General features: G+C 31.6%; 14 protein-coding genes and 1 tRNA gene. 1 reads left to right on the top strand and 14 read right to left on the bottom strand.

Features of this window, described 5'->3' with window-relative positions:
* Nucleotides 1-180: 180 nt before the first annotated feature.
* Together EG240_RS04795 and EG240_RS04800 are read right to left on the bottom strand one after the other, a co-directional pair.
* Nucleotides 181-564 (bottom strand): hypothetical protein, encoded by a 384-nt coding sequence (locus tag EG240_RS04795; protein ID WP_125017988.1) that lies wholly within the window; start codon nucleotides 562-564, stop codon nucleotides 181-183.
* Between the two features lie 128 nt (nucleotides 565-692).
* Nucleotides 693-1,163: a hypothetical protein gene (locus EG240_RS04800; protein ID WP_125017990.1), complete on the bottom strand. Its 471-nt coding sequence runs from the start codon at nucleotides 1,161-1,163 to the stop codon at nucleotides 693-695.
* A gap of 189 nt (nucleotides 1,164-1,352) precedes the next feature.
* Between EG240_RS04800 and EG240_RS04805 the strand changes: the two genes are divergently transcribed.
* Nucleotides 1,353-2,462: a DUF4407 domain-containing protein gene (locus EG240_RS04805; protein ID WP_125017992.1), complete on the top strand. Its 1,110-nt coding sequence runs from the start codon at nucleotides 1,353-1,355 to the stop codon at nucleotides 2,460-2,462.
* A gap of 142 nt (nucleotides 2,463-2,604) precedes the next feature.
* Here EG240_RS04805 and EG240_RS04810 read toward each other — a convergent pair whose 3' ends face one another.
* From EG240_RS04810 to murD, 12 genes are all read right to left on the bottom strand, one after another.
* Nucleotides 2,605-3,144, bottom strand: a complete 540-nt coding sequence (locus tag EG240_RS04810; protein ID WP_125017994.1) for a hypothetical protein — start codon at nucleotides 3,142-3,144, stop codon at nucleotides 2,605-2,607.
* Between the two features lie 69 nt (nucleotides 3,145-3,213).
* Entirely contained in the window at nucleotides 3,214-3,768 is a 555-nt protein-coding gene (locus EG240_RS04815) for an REP-associated tyrosine transposase (RefSeq protein WP_125017996.1), read from the bottom strand.
* A gap of 194 nt (nucleotides 3,769-3,962) precedes the next feature.
* The gene (locus EG240_RS04820; RefSeq protein ID WP_125017998.1) at nucleotides 3,963-4,166 is read right to left on the bottom strand and encodes a hypothetical protein; all 204 of its coding nucleotides are present in this window, start codon (nucleotides 4,164-4,166) and stop codon (nucleotides 3,963-3,965) included.
* Nucleotides 4,167-4,487: 321 nt separating this feature from the next.
* Nucleotides 4,488-4,560, bottom strand: a tRNA-Arg gene (locus tag EG240_RS04825).
* 5 nt (nucleotides 4,561-4,565) lie between these two features.
* The gene (locus EG240_RS04830) at nucleotides 4,566-5,015 is read right to left on the bottom strand and encodes a GatB/YqeY domain-containing protein (RefSeq protein ID WP_125018001.1); all 450 of its coding nucleotides are present in this window, start codon (nucleotides 5,013-5,015) and stop codon (nucleotides 4,566-4,568) included.
* Between the two features lie 91 nt (nucleotides 5,016-5,106).
* Nucleotides 5,107-7,074: a cell division protein FtsZ gene (gene ftsZ / locus EG240_RS04835; RefSeq protein ID WP_125018002.1), complete on the bottom strand. Its 1,968-nt coding sequence runs from the start codon at nucleotides 7,072-7,074 to the stop codon at nucleotides 5,107-5,109.
* A 15-nt stretch (nucleotides 7,075-7,089) separates the two neighbouring features.
* A complete protein-coding gene (ftsA, locus tag EG240_RS04840) occupies nucleotides 7,090-8,502 on the bottom strand; it encodes a cell division protein FtsA (protein WP_125018004.1) in 1,413 nt (470 codons plus the stop codon).
* Between the two features lie 7 nt (nucleotides 8,503-8,509).
* Nucleotides 8,510-9,235: a cell division protein FtsQ/DivIB gene (locus EG240_RS04845; RefSeq protein ID WP_125018006.1), complete on the bottom strand. Its 726-nt coding sequence runs from the start codon at nucleotides 9,233-9,235 to the stop codon at nucleotides 8,510-8,512.
* Between the two features lie 4 nt (nucleotides 9,236-9,239).
* A complete protein-coding gene (gene murC, locus EG240_RS04850) occupies nucleotides 9,240-10,595 on the bottom strand; it encodes a UDP-N-acetylmuramate--L-alanine ligase (protein ID WP_125018008.1) in 1,356 nt (451 codons plus the stop codon).
* A 1-nt stretch (nucleotide 10,596) separates the two neighbouring features.
* Nucleotides 10,597-11,688, bottom strand: a complete 1,092-nt coding sequence (murG, locus tag EG240_RS04855) for an undecaprenyldiphospho-muramoylpentapeptide beta-N-acetylglucosaminyltransferase (protein WP_125018010.1) — start codon at nucleotides 11,686-11,688, stop codon at nucleotides 10,597-10,599.
* A gap of 4 nt (nucleotides 11,689-11,692) precedes the next feature.
* Complete coding sequence (locus EG240_RS04860; RefSeq protein WP_125018012.1) at nucleotides 11,693-12,961, bottom strand: FtsW/RodA/SpoVE family cell cycle protein; 1,269 nt, start codon at nucleotides 12,959-12,961, stop codon at nucleotides 11,693-11,695.
* Nucleotides 12,962-12,970: 9 nt separating this feature from the next.
* Nucleotides 12,971-14,302 carry a UDP-N-acetylmuramoyl-L-alanine--D-glutamate ligase gene (gene murD / locus EG240_RS04865; protein WP_125018015.1) on the bottom strand — a complete coding sequence of 444 codons (1,332 nt, stop codon included), beginning with the start codon at nucleotides 14,300-14,302 and terminating at the stop codon, nucleotides 12,971-12,973.
* Between the last annotated feature and the right edge of the window lies 1 nt (nucleotide 14,303).

A 14,303-nucleotide genomic window follows, 5' to 3' on the forward strand; every position in this document is an offset into this window, starting at 1 on the left:
ATTTCTTGTTAAGATACTAAAAATGTAATTAAGTAACAAATTCAGTTTTGTGAAAGTCTTCAACTCCGTTTCATTTCAGGCTGTATGGATTTGCTTTTTTAAATTGGTTTTTAATGTACGAGTTTCAAATCTGCACAATGAAGATTGTTTTCTAACAAAAACGTATTTGAAACATTATCTTTAGTTTTTTTCTTTTTTAAAATATAAGAGAAATTTTTCTTCTCCTCTAAATAAAAAATACATTTTATCTTTAACATAGACAATTGTATCATTAGGTTTTAAAGAAACAACATTTTGATTAATTGTATCTACTCTTTTAATACATACAAAATTAATATCTGAATTGTTATAAATAAATTCTTGCTTAAAAACATCATCTTTAGATAAATAATTTAAAAAATATCCTGTGGAATCGTTAGTAAAAAACAATTCAATTTTATCACTAGGTAATTTAAGTTTAGGATCAGACATGTAAGTAACGTATTTATAAGGATATTTTTTTGCTTTACAGCCAAATAATAGAATCCCAATTAAAAGAAACGATACAAAATAAATATACTTCATAAATTTAAATTAATAATTGAAACATTAAAAAGAGATTGAAGTTTAAATAATTCAAATAAGCTTTATTTTTTATCTAAATGCAATTGAAAATACGTTTTCGAATCTAAACAATTACATTTTTATCAACATCATAAATATATTATTTCTTGTATATTTAGCATATTGACGTTTTCTTTAAAATTGCTATATAAAACATATTTGAATTTATTCTTTTTTTCGAAATTATATAAAATAGATTCTTCTTCCCTAATCCATTTTTGATCAACATTTTCAATCTCAAAATCAATTTTAACTAAAGTAAAACTATCATATACTTTATGTTTTTTCAATTCAGCGTTTTTCAAAATTTTGAAATAACTAGGGTTGTCCGATTTAACTGAAATTAAAATACCATTAAGGGTTGAATGTTTAGCTAAATAATTCTCGACATTCTGATTTGCATCGTATTCTGATAACATTATAATTCGTAGAGTTTTAAAATCAGAATTAGTTATGTAAGATAATAGTGCGTAACCCGTATAACTATTCTTCTTTTCTAAATTACAAGAACTTAGAAAAAACGAAATTATTAAAAGTTTTAAAACAATATTTTTTTTCATAATCCATTTAGCTCATATTCCATAAATATACATCTTTATTCAAACAAAAGACTGCTAATTCAAAATCGATACTATTTTTGATTACTTTTAGACAATTCATTTATTTCTGCGAGATAAAGCATTTAACTGAAATTTAACTAGATAACGTAACAAACTAATCTAATTTTGCATAATTTATAATCGAAAACAATGAATACAATAAAAAACTTCTTTTGGTGGTGCGCTGGAGTTCATAAAGAAACGCTTCAGAAATATCCAGAAGAACATAGTAAATATTTTAGCATTGGAGCTACTATATTTTTCACAGGACTTTTTGCAGCATTAGCTGGTGGTTATGCCTTATATTTTATTTTTAGCGGAAGTGACTTTGCCGTTTTCTATGCAGCCCTTTTTGGATTGATTTGGGGATTGGCTATTTTTAATATGGATAGATATATTGTACTGAGTATTGATAAATCAAAAAGCAATTACAAACAATTTCTGCAAGCTTTACCTCGTATTATTCTTGCTGTTATCATTGGTATTGTAATATCAAGACCTTTAGAGCTAAAAATATTTGACAAGGAAATTCGCGAACATCTACGAACCGAATATTTAATAAAACAACAAGCTACGATAGATACATTGAACAGTACTTTTGAGAATAAATATCAAATAGAATACACACAATTAAACAAGTTCAAAACCGAAGCTGATTCGTTAGATGTTAGTATTAAGGATGACAGACAGAAACTAAATCATGAAATATTTGGTACTAAAACTGCCGAAACTTCAGGAGTAATGGGATATGGTCCGTTTGCAAAAAGAAAGGAAGAATTTTTAAACAAACAAGAAATCTATTTAGATTCGTTGCGTTCTAAGATTCAGAAAAAAGAAACCGAGTTGTTTGAAAGAAAAGAAAAAGAAGGTTTACTGGACACCAAGATTTTATCGGATGCTGCTTTAGACAGCGTAGTGAACATCGCAGGATTTTCTGACCGTAATACAGCATTGAGTAAATTACACCTGAATCCGGATGGAAGTAGTAACGATTCAACAAAATATGCGGTGATTTTTATCGCTTGTTTGTTTATCTTTTTTGAATGTTTACCTGTATTTGTAAAATTGATGAGTGGTAAAGATTCGTATGATATTGAAACTGCAAAACAAAGAACTATCCACAGTTACGAGTCGACATCGGATATTGACATTGAAAAAAATGCTTTAGACCAATTAACTGAAAAAAGAACGGAAATGTCGGTTAGAAGACGAACCAATCAATTAGAAAAAGAATATTCGGAAAATGAAGATATAACTTAATTGAAATGCCCTGCTAAATAGTAGGGCATTTTTTTTACAATTAAATTTTAAAAAAAGGATCGGATTACAAATCCGTACTATCGGTATTTTAAATTGATTACACCTATTGATCCAAATTACTTTATTAACTAAAACAACTAATTCAAAGAAGCTGTGTTTTCCAAAATTCTTTCAGTCGAATAAAGTTTTTGTTTGAACTTGTTTTATTAAAATACAATTCACCCATAGAAAAATATTTTGAAAGAACAGAATCAGATTGTTTGACAATCAAAAGATTTAATCTATCTGATGAACTCTTACAGTTTTCATAATAATAAGCTTGTTCCATTAATAGAATATTAGATTGAAACCATTTTTCCTGTGATTTATCAAGATGAATATTTTTTTCTGAATTTGGATAAACCTGAGTACAGTGCATTTCGTTATTCGTAAATTCAATTAAGATAAATTTCCCGTATTTATGGTTCGAATATTTCGTGTATAACAAAATTCCTTTATTAAGTTTTTCAAATCTATCTAAAACATTTTTATAAAAAATAGTTTCATCGATATTCGAAACCAATTCATCAAAATCAGATTCATTTTCAGTAACAATAAAATCACATTTATCAAATTCTGATTGTGATTTTTGAGTTTTACATGAAATAAAAACAAAAAAAATTATTACATAATGAATTCGCATATTAGATGTTATTTATTAATTATCAAGAAGTTTAAATTTCAGATGGAGCGGATTTACAATCTGTGACATTTAACCCATAAATAAAACAACTACATGTAAATCATTATCTAAACCTGCATAATTTCGAGCCGAACTAAAATAATAATCTTCAGCATTAGCTACTATTTTCTCTTTTACAGGATTTTGATGAATGTAGTTTATTTTTTCCTTAATAAATTTATTTGAGTAAACAGATTCAGCATGATACCCATCTTGCCAAACTTTATAATTTTGCGTTCGTTTTAAATGTACACAAGAATCTTGAAAGTATTCCAACATCCATTCACGTCTGCTTTCTGGTTCGTTTTGTATTGTTTCAATTATTTTTTTACTTGTGAATTTTTTAAAATCACGCATTATTTCAGCAATTGTTAGATTGGCTGTAGCTTTACAAAGTATATGTAAATGACTATGCATTAAAACAAATGCATAAATTTCTAAACCTTTATTTGATTGACAATATTTTAATGCATTAATCATAACATGTTTTTGATTTAAACGAGTAAAAATATCAATCCAACCAACGGTTGTTAGTGTTATAAAATATGCGCTGTTAATATCTGTAGCTTTATATTTTGTGGACATATTTAAAAAGATTAAAAGAAGAACAACATATTTAATTTAAAACTTTGAAACCGAATAAATTCGCTTTTCTAAAATTAGTATAAAAAAGCACGGATTGCAAATCCGCGCTATCGGGTTTCACAACTAATAAAAGTATGGAAGTAAACTGCTGTTGATCGATGTGTTTTCTTTAATCATTGCTTTTCTCATTATATTTATCCTATAAAAGGAACTATTTCATCATAAGGTGTTCCTGTTATGCTACCATATAATGAAACTAAAAATAAAACGAATATAACTAATAACAAAATTGGGTTGTATCGAAATTCTGTACCGTTTTTTTGAGAAAGTCTAAAAGAAAATAATGCGCTAGCTAAAAATATGCTTGTAAAAATAAGCACGGTGTAAGTTGATCTCATAATTTTTGTTTTTAAAAGAATTTTATGATTGTCCGTAATTAATAATAAATTTATTCAATTTAAATCGTGATGCATTATCTAAACGTAGTTTTCAAATTATCATTACACTTCATTTAAATCAATGTGTTAAAGTTTTGACACTAACACAAATTAACCAATAAAACACGAGTTATATTTAACGAATATACAAAATTTTGTGAATACATTTAGTTTTATAACCAAATTACACAGATTTACAATCCATCTATTTATCCAAAAATTAAACCTGCAATATCTAAATCATAAAAAAACAAAAAACCTTCCCGATAAAGGAAGGTTTCGTGACCGCGACGGGATTCGAACCCACATCGTCAGAACCGGAATCTGATATTCTATCCAATTGAACTACGCAGCCAATTATTATGCTGTAAGTAATTTTTTAACTACCGTTGAGATTGTTTTTCCATCTGCAGAACCAGACAATTTAGCATTTGCTAATCCCATCACTTGTCCCATCGAACCCATTCCGGCAAATCCGCCTTCTGAGATGATTTGAGCAACGATTGCTTCTACTTCTTCTATTGATAACTGAGCTGGTAAAAACTGCTCGATAACCGCTGCCTGAGCTAATTCTGGTTCAGCTAAATCTGCACGGTTTTGACCTGTGAAAATGGCTGCGCTATCTTTACGTTGTTTAACCAACTTTTGTAAAATTTTTATTTCGTCTTCTTCTGTTAATTCCACACCAGTTCCTGAAGTTTGTGCTAATAACAATTCAGATTTCACAGCTCTTAAAGATTCTAAAGCCACTTGGTCTTTAGATTTCATAGCTGTTTTCAATGCGTCCATAATTTTAGCTTGTAAACTCATTTCTCTATTTTTTTAGTTTGTACAAAGGTATTAAAAAACCCAAAATAAGCGATGTTATTTTGGGTTTAGTAAATATAAATCTAATCTATAACTAATCTACATTATCATGTAAGAATGAATTATTTGAACGCAATTGCATATCATTGTTGCTATCTGTTCCTAAAGACATTCTTGAAGTCTGAGAAGTTTGATTCGAATATAAATCAACTCCCATTCTTTTGTAAGCAGGTTCTTTTTCCAAATCATTCAATTGTGCATTCACGTTATTGAATTTATGGTTAAAGTCTTTCATTTTACGCTTACGTTCTTCTGCACGACCTTTTAAAATATCGTTAATAGATAAATCGATTGGCGAAATTTCATCTGAAGTTCTGATTGAATTTGGAATAGAAGTTTCTGTACGAACTGTAAATCCGAAATCTTCTTCAACTTCCTCAACTACAACCTTCTTATTTAATTTCTCTTCAACATCCATATAATCATCCAATGAATAACGAATTACTTCATTTGGATTTTTTACTTCTTCGATTTTTTCTTCTTGAACTGGTTTAGCCATTTCTGGTTCATTGTTCGTAAAGAAATTTAATTCTTTGTTTGAAAACATTTCATGCTGCCCCTCAAATTCACGTTCTTGTTGAACAATATCAAACGTAAATTGCATTGGAGCTTCTTCAACAACAGCTTTTGGTTTCACAATAATAAATTGTGGGTCAATTACCTGAATGTCGCGAATATCTTGCGTTTTAATTTGTTTGATTTCAAACTGAGGTTGCTCATTTACCGCTGGATTAACAACTTGTTCCACTACTGGAGTTGCAACCGCATGAGCAACTGGATTAGTAGTTTGAACTATTGTTTTTTTTTCAACGTCGGTATTAGATGTGTTTTGAAAATCATCATCTAATCCGTAAACGATTCTTCCTGAATTGGAAAATCCATTATTCATTAAAGGTTGTTCTGGTGATGGCGCAGAGAAAGTTGGTACATTTGGCTGAGTTAAATTAGCCGTTACTCTTTGTTCATCTCCTAAAACATGAATGATTTTATTTGGTTCAGATGAGCTCACAATTTCTTGTTGTTGCTCAACATTAAAACCCGTTGCAATAATTGTTACAGCGATAGAATCTCCTAAAGATTCATCTTCACCAACTCCCATAATGATGTTTGCATTATGTCCAGCTTCCATTTGGATATGGTCGTTGATTTCACCGATTTCATCAATCGTGATTTCATTCTCACCAGAAACAATTAACAACAATACGTTTTTAGCACCTGTAATTTTATTATCGTTTAATAACGGAGAATCTAAAGCAGAAACAATTGCTTCTTTTGCTCTATTTTCACCTGAAGCTAAAGACGAACCCATTATTGCAGTTCCACTGTTAGATAGAACAGTTTTAGCATCTTTTAAATCGATATTTTGTGTATAGTGATGTGTAATAACTTCAGCAATACCACGAGAAGCAGTTGCTAAAACTTCATCAGCTTTAGAGAAACCAGCCTTGAAACCTAAGTTTCCGTAAACTTCTCTTAATTTATTATTATTGATAACAATTAATGAATCTACTACTTTTCTTAATTTTTCAACTCCACGTAAAGCTTGTTCTTGACGAACTTTACCTTCGAATTGAAAAGGAATCGTAACGATACCAACTGTTAATATATCTCTTTCTTTAGACAATTGAGCAATTACCGGAGCAGCACCTGTACCTGTACCACCACCCATACCAGCGGTAATGAAAACCATCTTAGTATTTGAGTCTAATAATTGTTCGATTTCTTCTATACTTTCTAATGCAGATTGTTGTCCAACATCAGGATTTGCACCAGCTCCTAAACCTTCAGTTAACGCAATACCTAACTGAATTTTTGTTGGAACAGTACTGTTTTGAAGTGCCTGAGCGTCTGTATTACAAACAACAAAGTCAACTCCTTTAATCCCTTGATTAAACATGTGGTTAATGGCATTACTACCGCCACCTCCAACTCCGATTACTTTAATTACATTTGATTGATTTTTTGGTAAATCAAATGTGATGTTTTCAAATGTGTTATCCATTATTATGCGGTTTATTTATTCTGATTTATCGATAAATTCTTTAAACTTAGATAAAAAATTACCAAAAAATCTTCCTTTTATATTATCTACAGTCGAAGGCTTTTCAACTTCGCTTTCGATAATTACTTCTGTTTCTTTTTCTTTTATAACAACTTGTTCTTGTTCAATTTCTGTAACGGCATTAACCGTTTGAGCAACAACATTGGTTTTTGCAACTTGATAATAATCATCATTTTCATGTCCTTTTACATAAATCTGACTTCTAGAATTATTCAAATCACTTTCCATTGTTAAACCAACTCCAGTTGCATACAATGGTCTTGCTACAACTTTTGCAGAATCTCCTGCGATGTGTTCATTTGGAAAACCAATTCGTGTGTCAATTCCAGTAATGTATTCTACCAACTGTTTGATGTGTTTCAATTCAGACCCACCACCTGTAAGAACGATTCCAGCAATTAATTTTTTTCTTGGATTATCATATCCATAAGCTTTGATTTCAGAGAAAATCATTTCAATAATTTCAACTACACGAGCATGAATAATTTTTGAAAGATTTTTTAGAGAAATCTCTTTTGCATCTTGACCACGTAAACCTGGAATTGATACAATCTCGTTATCTCTATTTTCTCCCGGCCAAGCCGAACCAAAACGTGTTTTTAATAACTCAGCTTGTTTTTCAATAATCGAACAACCTTCTTTTATATCTTCTGTTATCACATTTCCTCCGAATGGAACCACAGCCGTATGGCGAATAATTCCGTCTTTGAAAATAGCTAAATCTGTTGTTCCTCCACCGATATCGATTAAAGCAACACCAGCTTCTTTTTCTTCATTACTTAAAACAGCTTCTGCTGAAGCAAGTGGTTCAAGAGTTAAACCCGAAAGTTCTAATCCAGCATCTTTAACACAACGTCCTGCATTTCGGATAGAAGAAGATTGTCCAACAACTACGTGGAAACTTGCTTCTAATCTACGTCCATACATTCCGATTGGTTCTTTGATACCCGCTTCGTCATCGATTTTAAATTCTTGAGGAAGCACGTGAATGATTTCTTCGCCAGGTAACATCGTTAATTTCTGAACCTGATTAATCAATAATTCAATATCTGCATCAGAAATCACATTGTCTGGATTTTCTCTACTGATATATTCGTGATGTTGAATACTTCTGATATGTTGACCAGCGATACCAACCACCACATCTTTAATTTTATATCCCGATTCTGCTTCTGCTAAAGCAACCGCATTCTGAATCGATTGAATTGTTTGTGTAATATTATTAACAACACCTCTCTTAACACCTAAACTTTTGGCGTTTCCAACTCCTAAGATCTCGAGTTTTCCATACTCGTTTCTCTTTCCGACCATCGCAACAATTTTTGTTGTTCCGATGTCTAAACCTACAGCGATATTGTTCTTGTTCATAACTATTTTATTTCGTGCAAATAACTTGTTCAGTAAATCTTAAATTAACGTTCTTGTAATACGGTACGATTGTGTCGTTTTTTGAGTAGTGAAGAAAAGCTTTATAATTATTAAATTTCTTTTCAACTTCTGTTAATCTACCAAACTCAACATTGTAATCGTATTCACGAACCGTCAAATTCAAACTTTGATCTGGATTTATTTTAATTCCAGTAATACTTTTTTTAAGAAAATCATCTTCAAAAATCACATTCAACATCCGAATAAACTCTTGTCTATTCCGATCAGAAACCTTGCCTAAAACCACTGGTACATGCGCACTAAAATGATCTGACAACGGCATCCTTCCACCCTGCGTGTCAATGTAATATGAACCATTTCCTGTAAGAACTCTTGCTATTGCCGTCTTCTGAACTACTTCTGCATTTAAAACTCCATTCGCATCAAAATACACTTGCGATGAAGCAATCATTTCATTTTTTTGCAGTTCTTGCTCCAACTTATTCAAATCTAAATCATCTTTAAATACGTTGTTCGCATTTGGGAAATTTTGTTTCAACAAGTTATTAACCATTTCTTGTGTTATAAAATGGTTATTATTGCTCAAAAATTTCACTTCAATAGCATCAACTGTTCTTTGTTTTGAACGCGATTGCGCAAAAACAAATAGTCCAATTAGCGCAAAAATACTTAGCACTAAATACACATCGAACCAGTTGATTTTCTTTAACATTTTCTTATTTTAATCTATTTTCTAAAATCTCTTTAATTTCATCTACCATTTCTCCAATATCTCCGGCGCCAATAGTAACCAAAACTTCTTCATTGGTTTCAGAAACGAATTGAATCAATTGCTCTTTTGAAATTAAAAATTTATTTTCATTTTTCATCTTATCTAAAAGAACTTGAGAAGTTACGCCTTCCATCGGTAATTCACGAGCTGGATAAATGTCTAACAAATAAATCTCATCGAACTTTGATAAACTCGTTGCAAAATCATCCATAAAATCATTTGTTCTACTGAATAAATGGGGTTGAAAAACAGCAACTATTTTTTTGTTTGGATACAACTCACGAACCGCATCATAAACCGCATTTATTTCTGTTGGATGATGTGCATAATCATCGATATAAACACAATCTTCGTTTCTAACTTTAAATGAAAAACGACGTCGTACTCCACTAAAAGTTGCTAACGCATCTTTGATTTGTTTGGCAGTCAATCCGTATTTTCTTGCCATAGAAATAGCCAAACTTGCATTTAGCACATTGTGTTCTCCTGGCATTTGTAAGTGAATATCTTTGATTGTTTCGCCTTCAAAACGCAAATCAAAAACACGCATTCCATTTTCAATTTTCAAATTTTCTGCAACAATATTTGTATCAGAATTGATTCCAACCTTTGTACCTTCAATCGCAACGTGATCGGCTACAAAAAGATTTTCTTTATCAGAAACTTTATCTGCAAATTCTTGAAACGATTTCTTGATTTCATCGTTAGTTCCGTAAATATCAAGGTGATCCGCATCGTTCGAAATCACACAAGCAATATTGGGGTGCAAATGTAAGAAAGATCTGTCAAATTCGTCTGCTTCAACCACAGTAACTGTCTTGCCTTCGCCAACTAAATTTGAATTATAATTCTCTAAAACACCTCCTAAAAAAGAAGTTACATCAACCTTGTTTTGAAACAAAATATGAGCTAACATACTCGAAGTCGTTGTTTTACCGTGTGTACCTGAAACTGCAAAACAGAATGAATTTTCAGTAATCAGTCCTAAAACTTCGGCACGTTTTTTTATTTCAAAATTATTATCAATAAAATAATTCCATTCGCTATGATTTTTTGGAATCGCTGGTGTAATAACAACCAAAGTTTCTTCCTTATCAAAAAAAGCCTTTGAAATCAATTCTAAATTATCTTCAAAATGAATCGCAATTCCTTCTGCTTCTAACTCATCAGTCAAATGCGTTCGTGTTTTATCGTAACCAGCAACATTTTTTCCTAATCGATGAAAATAACGTGCAATAGCACTCATTCCGATTCCTCCGATTCCGATAAAAAACACATTTTTTAAAGTTGCTATATTCATCTTATTTTATTAATTGTACTATTTGTTTTACTATATCTTTTGTTGCATCTGGTTTTGCAAGTTTTTTCAGATTTTCTGAAAGTGCTTTTGTATGATTTTCATCTGCAACAATTTTTTTGAATTCTGATTCGAAACGTTGGTCTAATTCAGATTCTTTGATTAAAATCGCACCGTTTTTATCTGCAATACTTTTAGCGTTTTTGGTTTGATGGTCTTCAGCTACATTTGGCGACGGGATAAAAATCACTGGTTTTCCAACAATTGCTAATTCCGAAACAGATGAAGCACCTGCTCTAGAAATAATCACATCAGCTGCAGCATAAAGCAAATCCATTTGTTCAAAAAAAGCATTTACTTGAACGTTTTCTGTATTGTATTTTTTATATTCATCAAAATAAAACTTCCCACATTGCCAAATCACTTGCACATTATTTTCAGTAAAGAAATTTAATTTTTGTTCTATCAACTGATTGATTTTTCTAGCTCCCAAACTTCCCCCTAAAACAACGACCGTTTTTTTATTCGGATTCAATTTAAAACTTTCAATCGCTTGATTTCTTTTTGAATCAATCGATAACAAATCTTGACGCACTGGATTTCCTGTTAATTGAATTTTTTCATTATCAAAAAAACGTTCCAATCCTTCATAAGCCACACAAATTGATTTAGCTTTTTTAGCCAACATTTTATTTGTAATTCCTGGATATGAATTTTGCTCTTGAATTACCGTTGGAATATTCATTGAACCTGCAACTTTAACCACAGCTCCACTTGCAAAACCACCCGTTCCGATTACTACATCGGGTTTGAATTTATTTATAATTCCGCGCGATTTAATCAAGCTCGAAAGAAACTTAACAGGAAACATTAAATTACTTAAAGTTAACTTACGCTGAATTCCAGCAATCCATAAACCTTGGATTTGATAACCAGCCGCAGGAACTTTTTGCATTTCCATTTTATCTTGCGCACCAACAAACAAAATTTCAGCCTCAGGAAACTGAGCTTTAAGTTCGTTCGCAATAGCAATCGCCGGATAAATATGTCCGCCTGTTCCACCACCGCTAATTATAAATCTTGGATTCGTTTTCATTTTATTATTTATTAAGAACTGCGTTCATCGGATTATCTCCTTCTAATTCACGTTCTTCTTTATCTGCTAATTCTTGTTCTTCTAACAATCGTTTAAAAGCTTCTTGCTTTGCAGCATTATCTGCCATTTGTCTTTTAATTTCGTCTTCTTTTCGAGAAACACTTAATATGATTCCTAAAGAAAGACAGGTCATCCAAATTGAGGTTCCTCCACTACTTACTAAAGGCAAAGGTTGACCAGTTGTTGGAAATATTTCTACGGCAACTCCCATATTGATAATCGCTTGGAATATGATAGAAAATCCAAGTCCGATGACGAGATACTTTCCAAAGAGATTTGGAGCTTTGTTACTCACCACTAAAAAACGGAAGAGCAAAAGAACATAAACTCCTAAAATCAACATTCCGCCAATAAATCCGAATTCTTCAACAATAATTGCATAAATAAAATCGGAAGATGATTGTGGAAGAAAATTCTTTTGAATGCTTTTTCCGGGACCAACTCCAAAAACTTCACCTTGAGCAATTGCAATTTTAGCATTTTCAATTTGATAACGATCAATATCTTTATCATCAGAACCAAAACGGTCAATACGAGCCACCCAAGTACTTAATCGAGATGGTGCATAATCTGGAAAAGCCTTAGCTGCAAAAAATGCCATAACTCCCATTACCAATCCAAATCCAAGAACTTTACCAAGGTATTTCAATGGATATTTCCCAATAAATAACAACATACAAACCGATGCAAAAATGATGGCCGCTGTTGAGAAATTGGATGGGAAAATCGGCAATATAATTAATCCGACAGGAGCCCAAACCCAAAGTAATGATTTATTGAACGAATATTCTTCATCACTAAATTTCCACAGAAACCAAGATAAATAAGCCATTAATGAAATCCATCCGATAGATGAAGGCTGAAATGACAAATTAATTCCAGGAATATTTAACCATCTACTTGCATTTGCTCCTCCAATCATCATTCCTTGAGCGGCTGTTAAAAACAACAAACCAACAACAGGAATCCAAGCAATTGGTGCAAAATATTTCAATCGATCAAAAGGCATTCTATGAAACACAAAAACAATCACAATTCCGACAAGAATATGAAAGAAATGTTTCATCAACAAACCAATAATAGAACCTGTTCCTACGACGTGTACCAAGTTTGAACTGGCACTAAAAACAGGCATAAACGAGAACAGAGCCAACAAAATAACGTAGGCCCAAATAGCTTTATCACCTTCAAAACGGGATAATAACTTTCTCATAATTGGTTTTTATAATTTATTTACTTCTTCTTTAAATTGATCTCCACGATCTTCATAACTCTTGAACAAATCGAAACTTGCGCAACAAGGTGATAATAAAACCGTATCTCCTTGTTCTGCCATTTTGCTTGCTAACGAAACCGCATCTTTCATAGAAGCTGTTTCTAACATCACATCAACAACACTTGAAAATGCTTGTTTTATTTTTTCGTTATCCAAACCTAAACAAATAATCGCTTTTACTTTTTCGTTAACGAACGACATCAATTCATCGTAATCGTTTCCTTTATCAACTCCTCCAACAATCCAAATCGTTGGCGCATTTACACTTTCTAAAGCAAAATAAGTTGCGTTTACGTTTGTTGCTTTTGAATCGTTGATATATAAAACTTTGTTTACACGATTTACTTTTTCTAAACGATGCGGAACTCCGTCAAAGTTTGATAAACTCTCACGAATAGTTTGTTTACGTACACGCATCATCTGCGCTACTAATGTTGCTGCCATAGCATTTTTTACATTATGTTTTCCTTCTATAGCAATTTCATTAGTTGGAATTGTAACGTTTTCTTCTTTTATCATCGCTATTATGTTGTTATCTTTTAAAAATGCACCTTGCTCTAAAACTTGTGTTAATGAAAAAGGTACTAATTGTGCTTTTGTTTTATTATTTTTTAACCATTTCTGAATTTCGACATCATCAGCATCATAAATCAAATAATCTTCTTCGGTTTGATTCATAGTGATTCTGAACTTGGCATCGATATAATTTTGATATTCGTAATTGTATCTATCTAAATGATCTGGACTTAGATTGGTAATAATTGCAATATGTGGTTTGTAATTTTCGATTCCATCTAATTGGAAACTACTTAATTCAAGTACATAAGCTCGGTCAGGATTTTCTGCAATTTGTTGTGCATAACTATCTCCAATGTTTCCAGCAATTCCGATATCTAATCCGGCTTGTTTAAGAACGTGATGTGTTAGCAAAGTAGTTGTTGTTTTTCCATTACTACCGGTTATTCCAATTGAAATATTTTTAGCAAACGGAAAAGCAAATTCGATTTCAGAAATCACTTTAACTCCTTTAGACAACAAATCTTTTACAATCTGAACCTTATCAGGAATTCCAGGACTTTTCATAACCACATCGGCTTGAAGAATTCGATCAACTGAATGTTGATTCTCTTCCCACTCAATACCTTGTCCGTTCAAAACATTTTTATAATGTTCTTTAATCGAACCTGCATCTGACAAGAAAACTTCAAATCCTTTTTGTTTTCCAAGAATTGCCGTTCCAACACCGCTTTCGCCTCCACCTAGTACAACTAACTTCATA

Source organism: Paenimyroides tangerinum, from assembly GCF_003865405.1.
GTDB classification, from domain to species: Bacteria; Bacteroidota; Bacteroidia; order Flavobacteriales; family Flavobacteriaceae; genus Flavobacterium; species Flavobacterium tangerinum.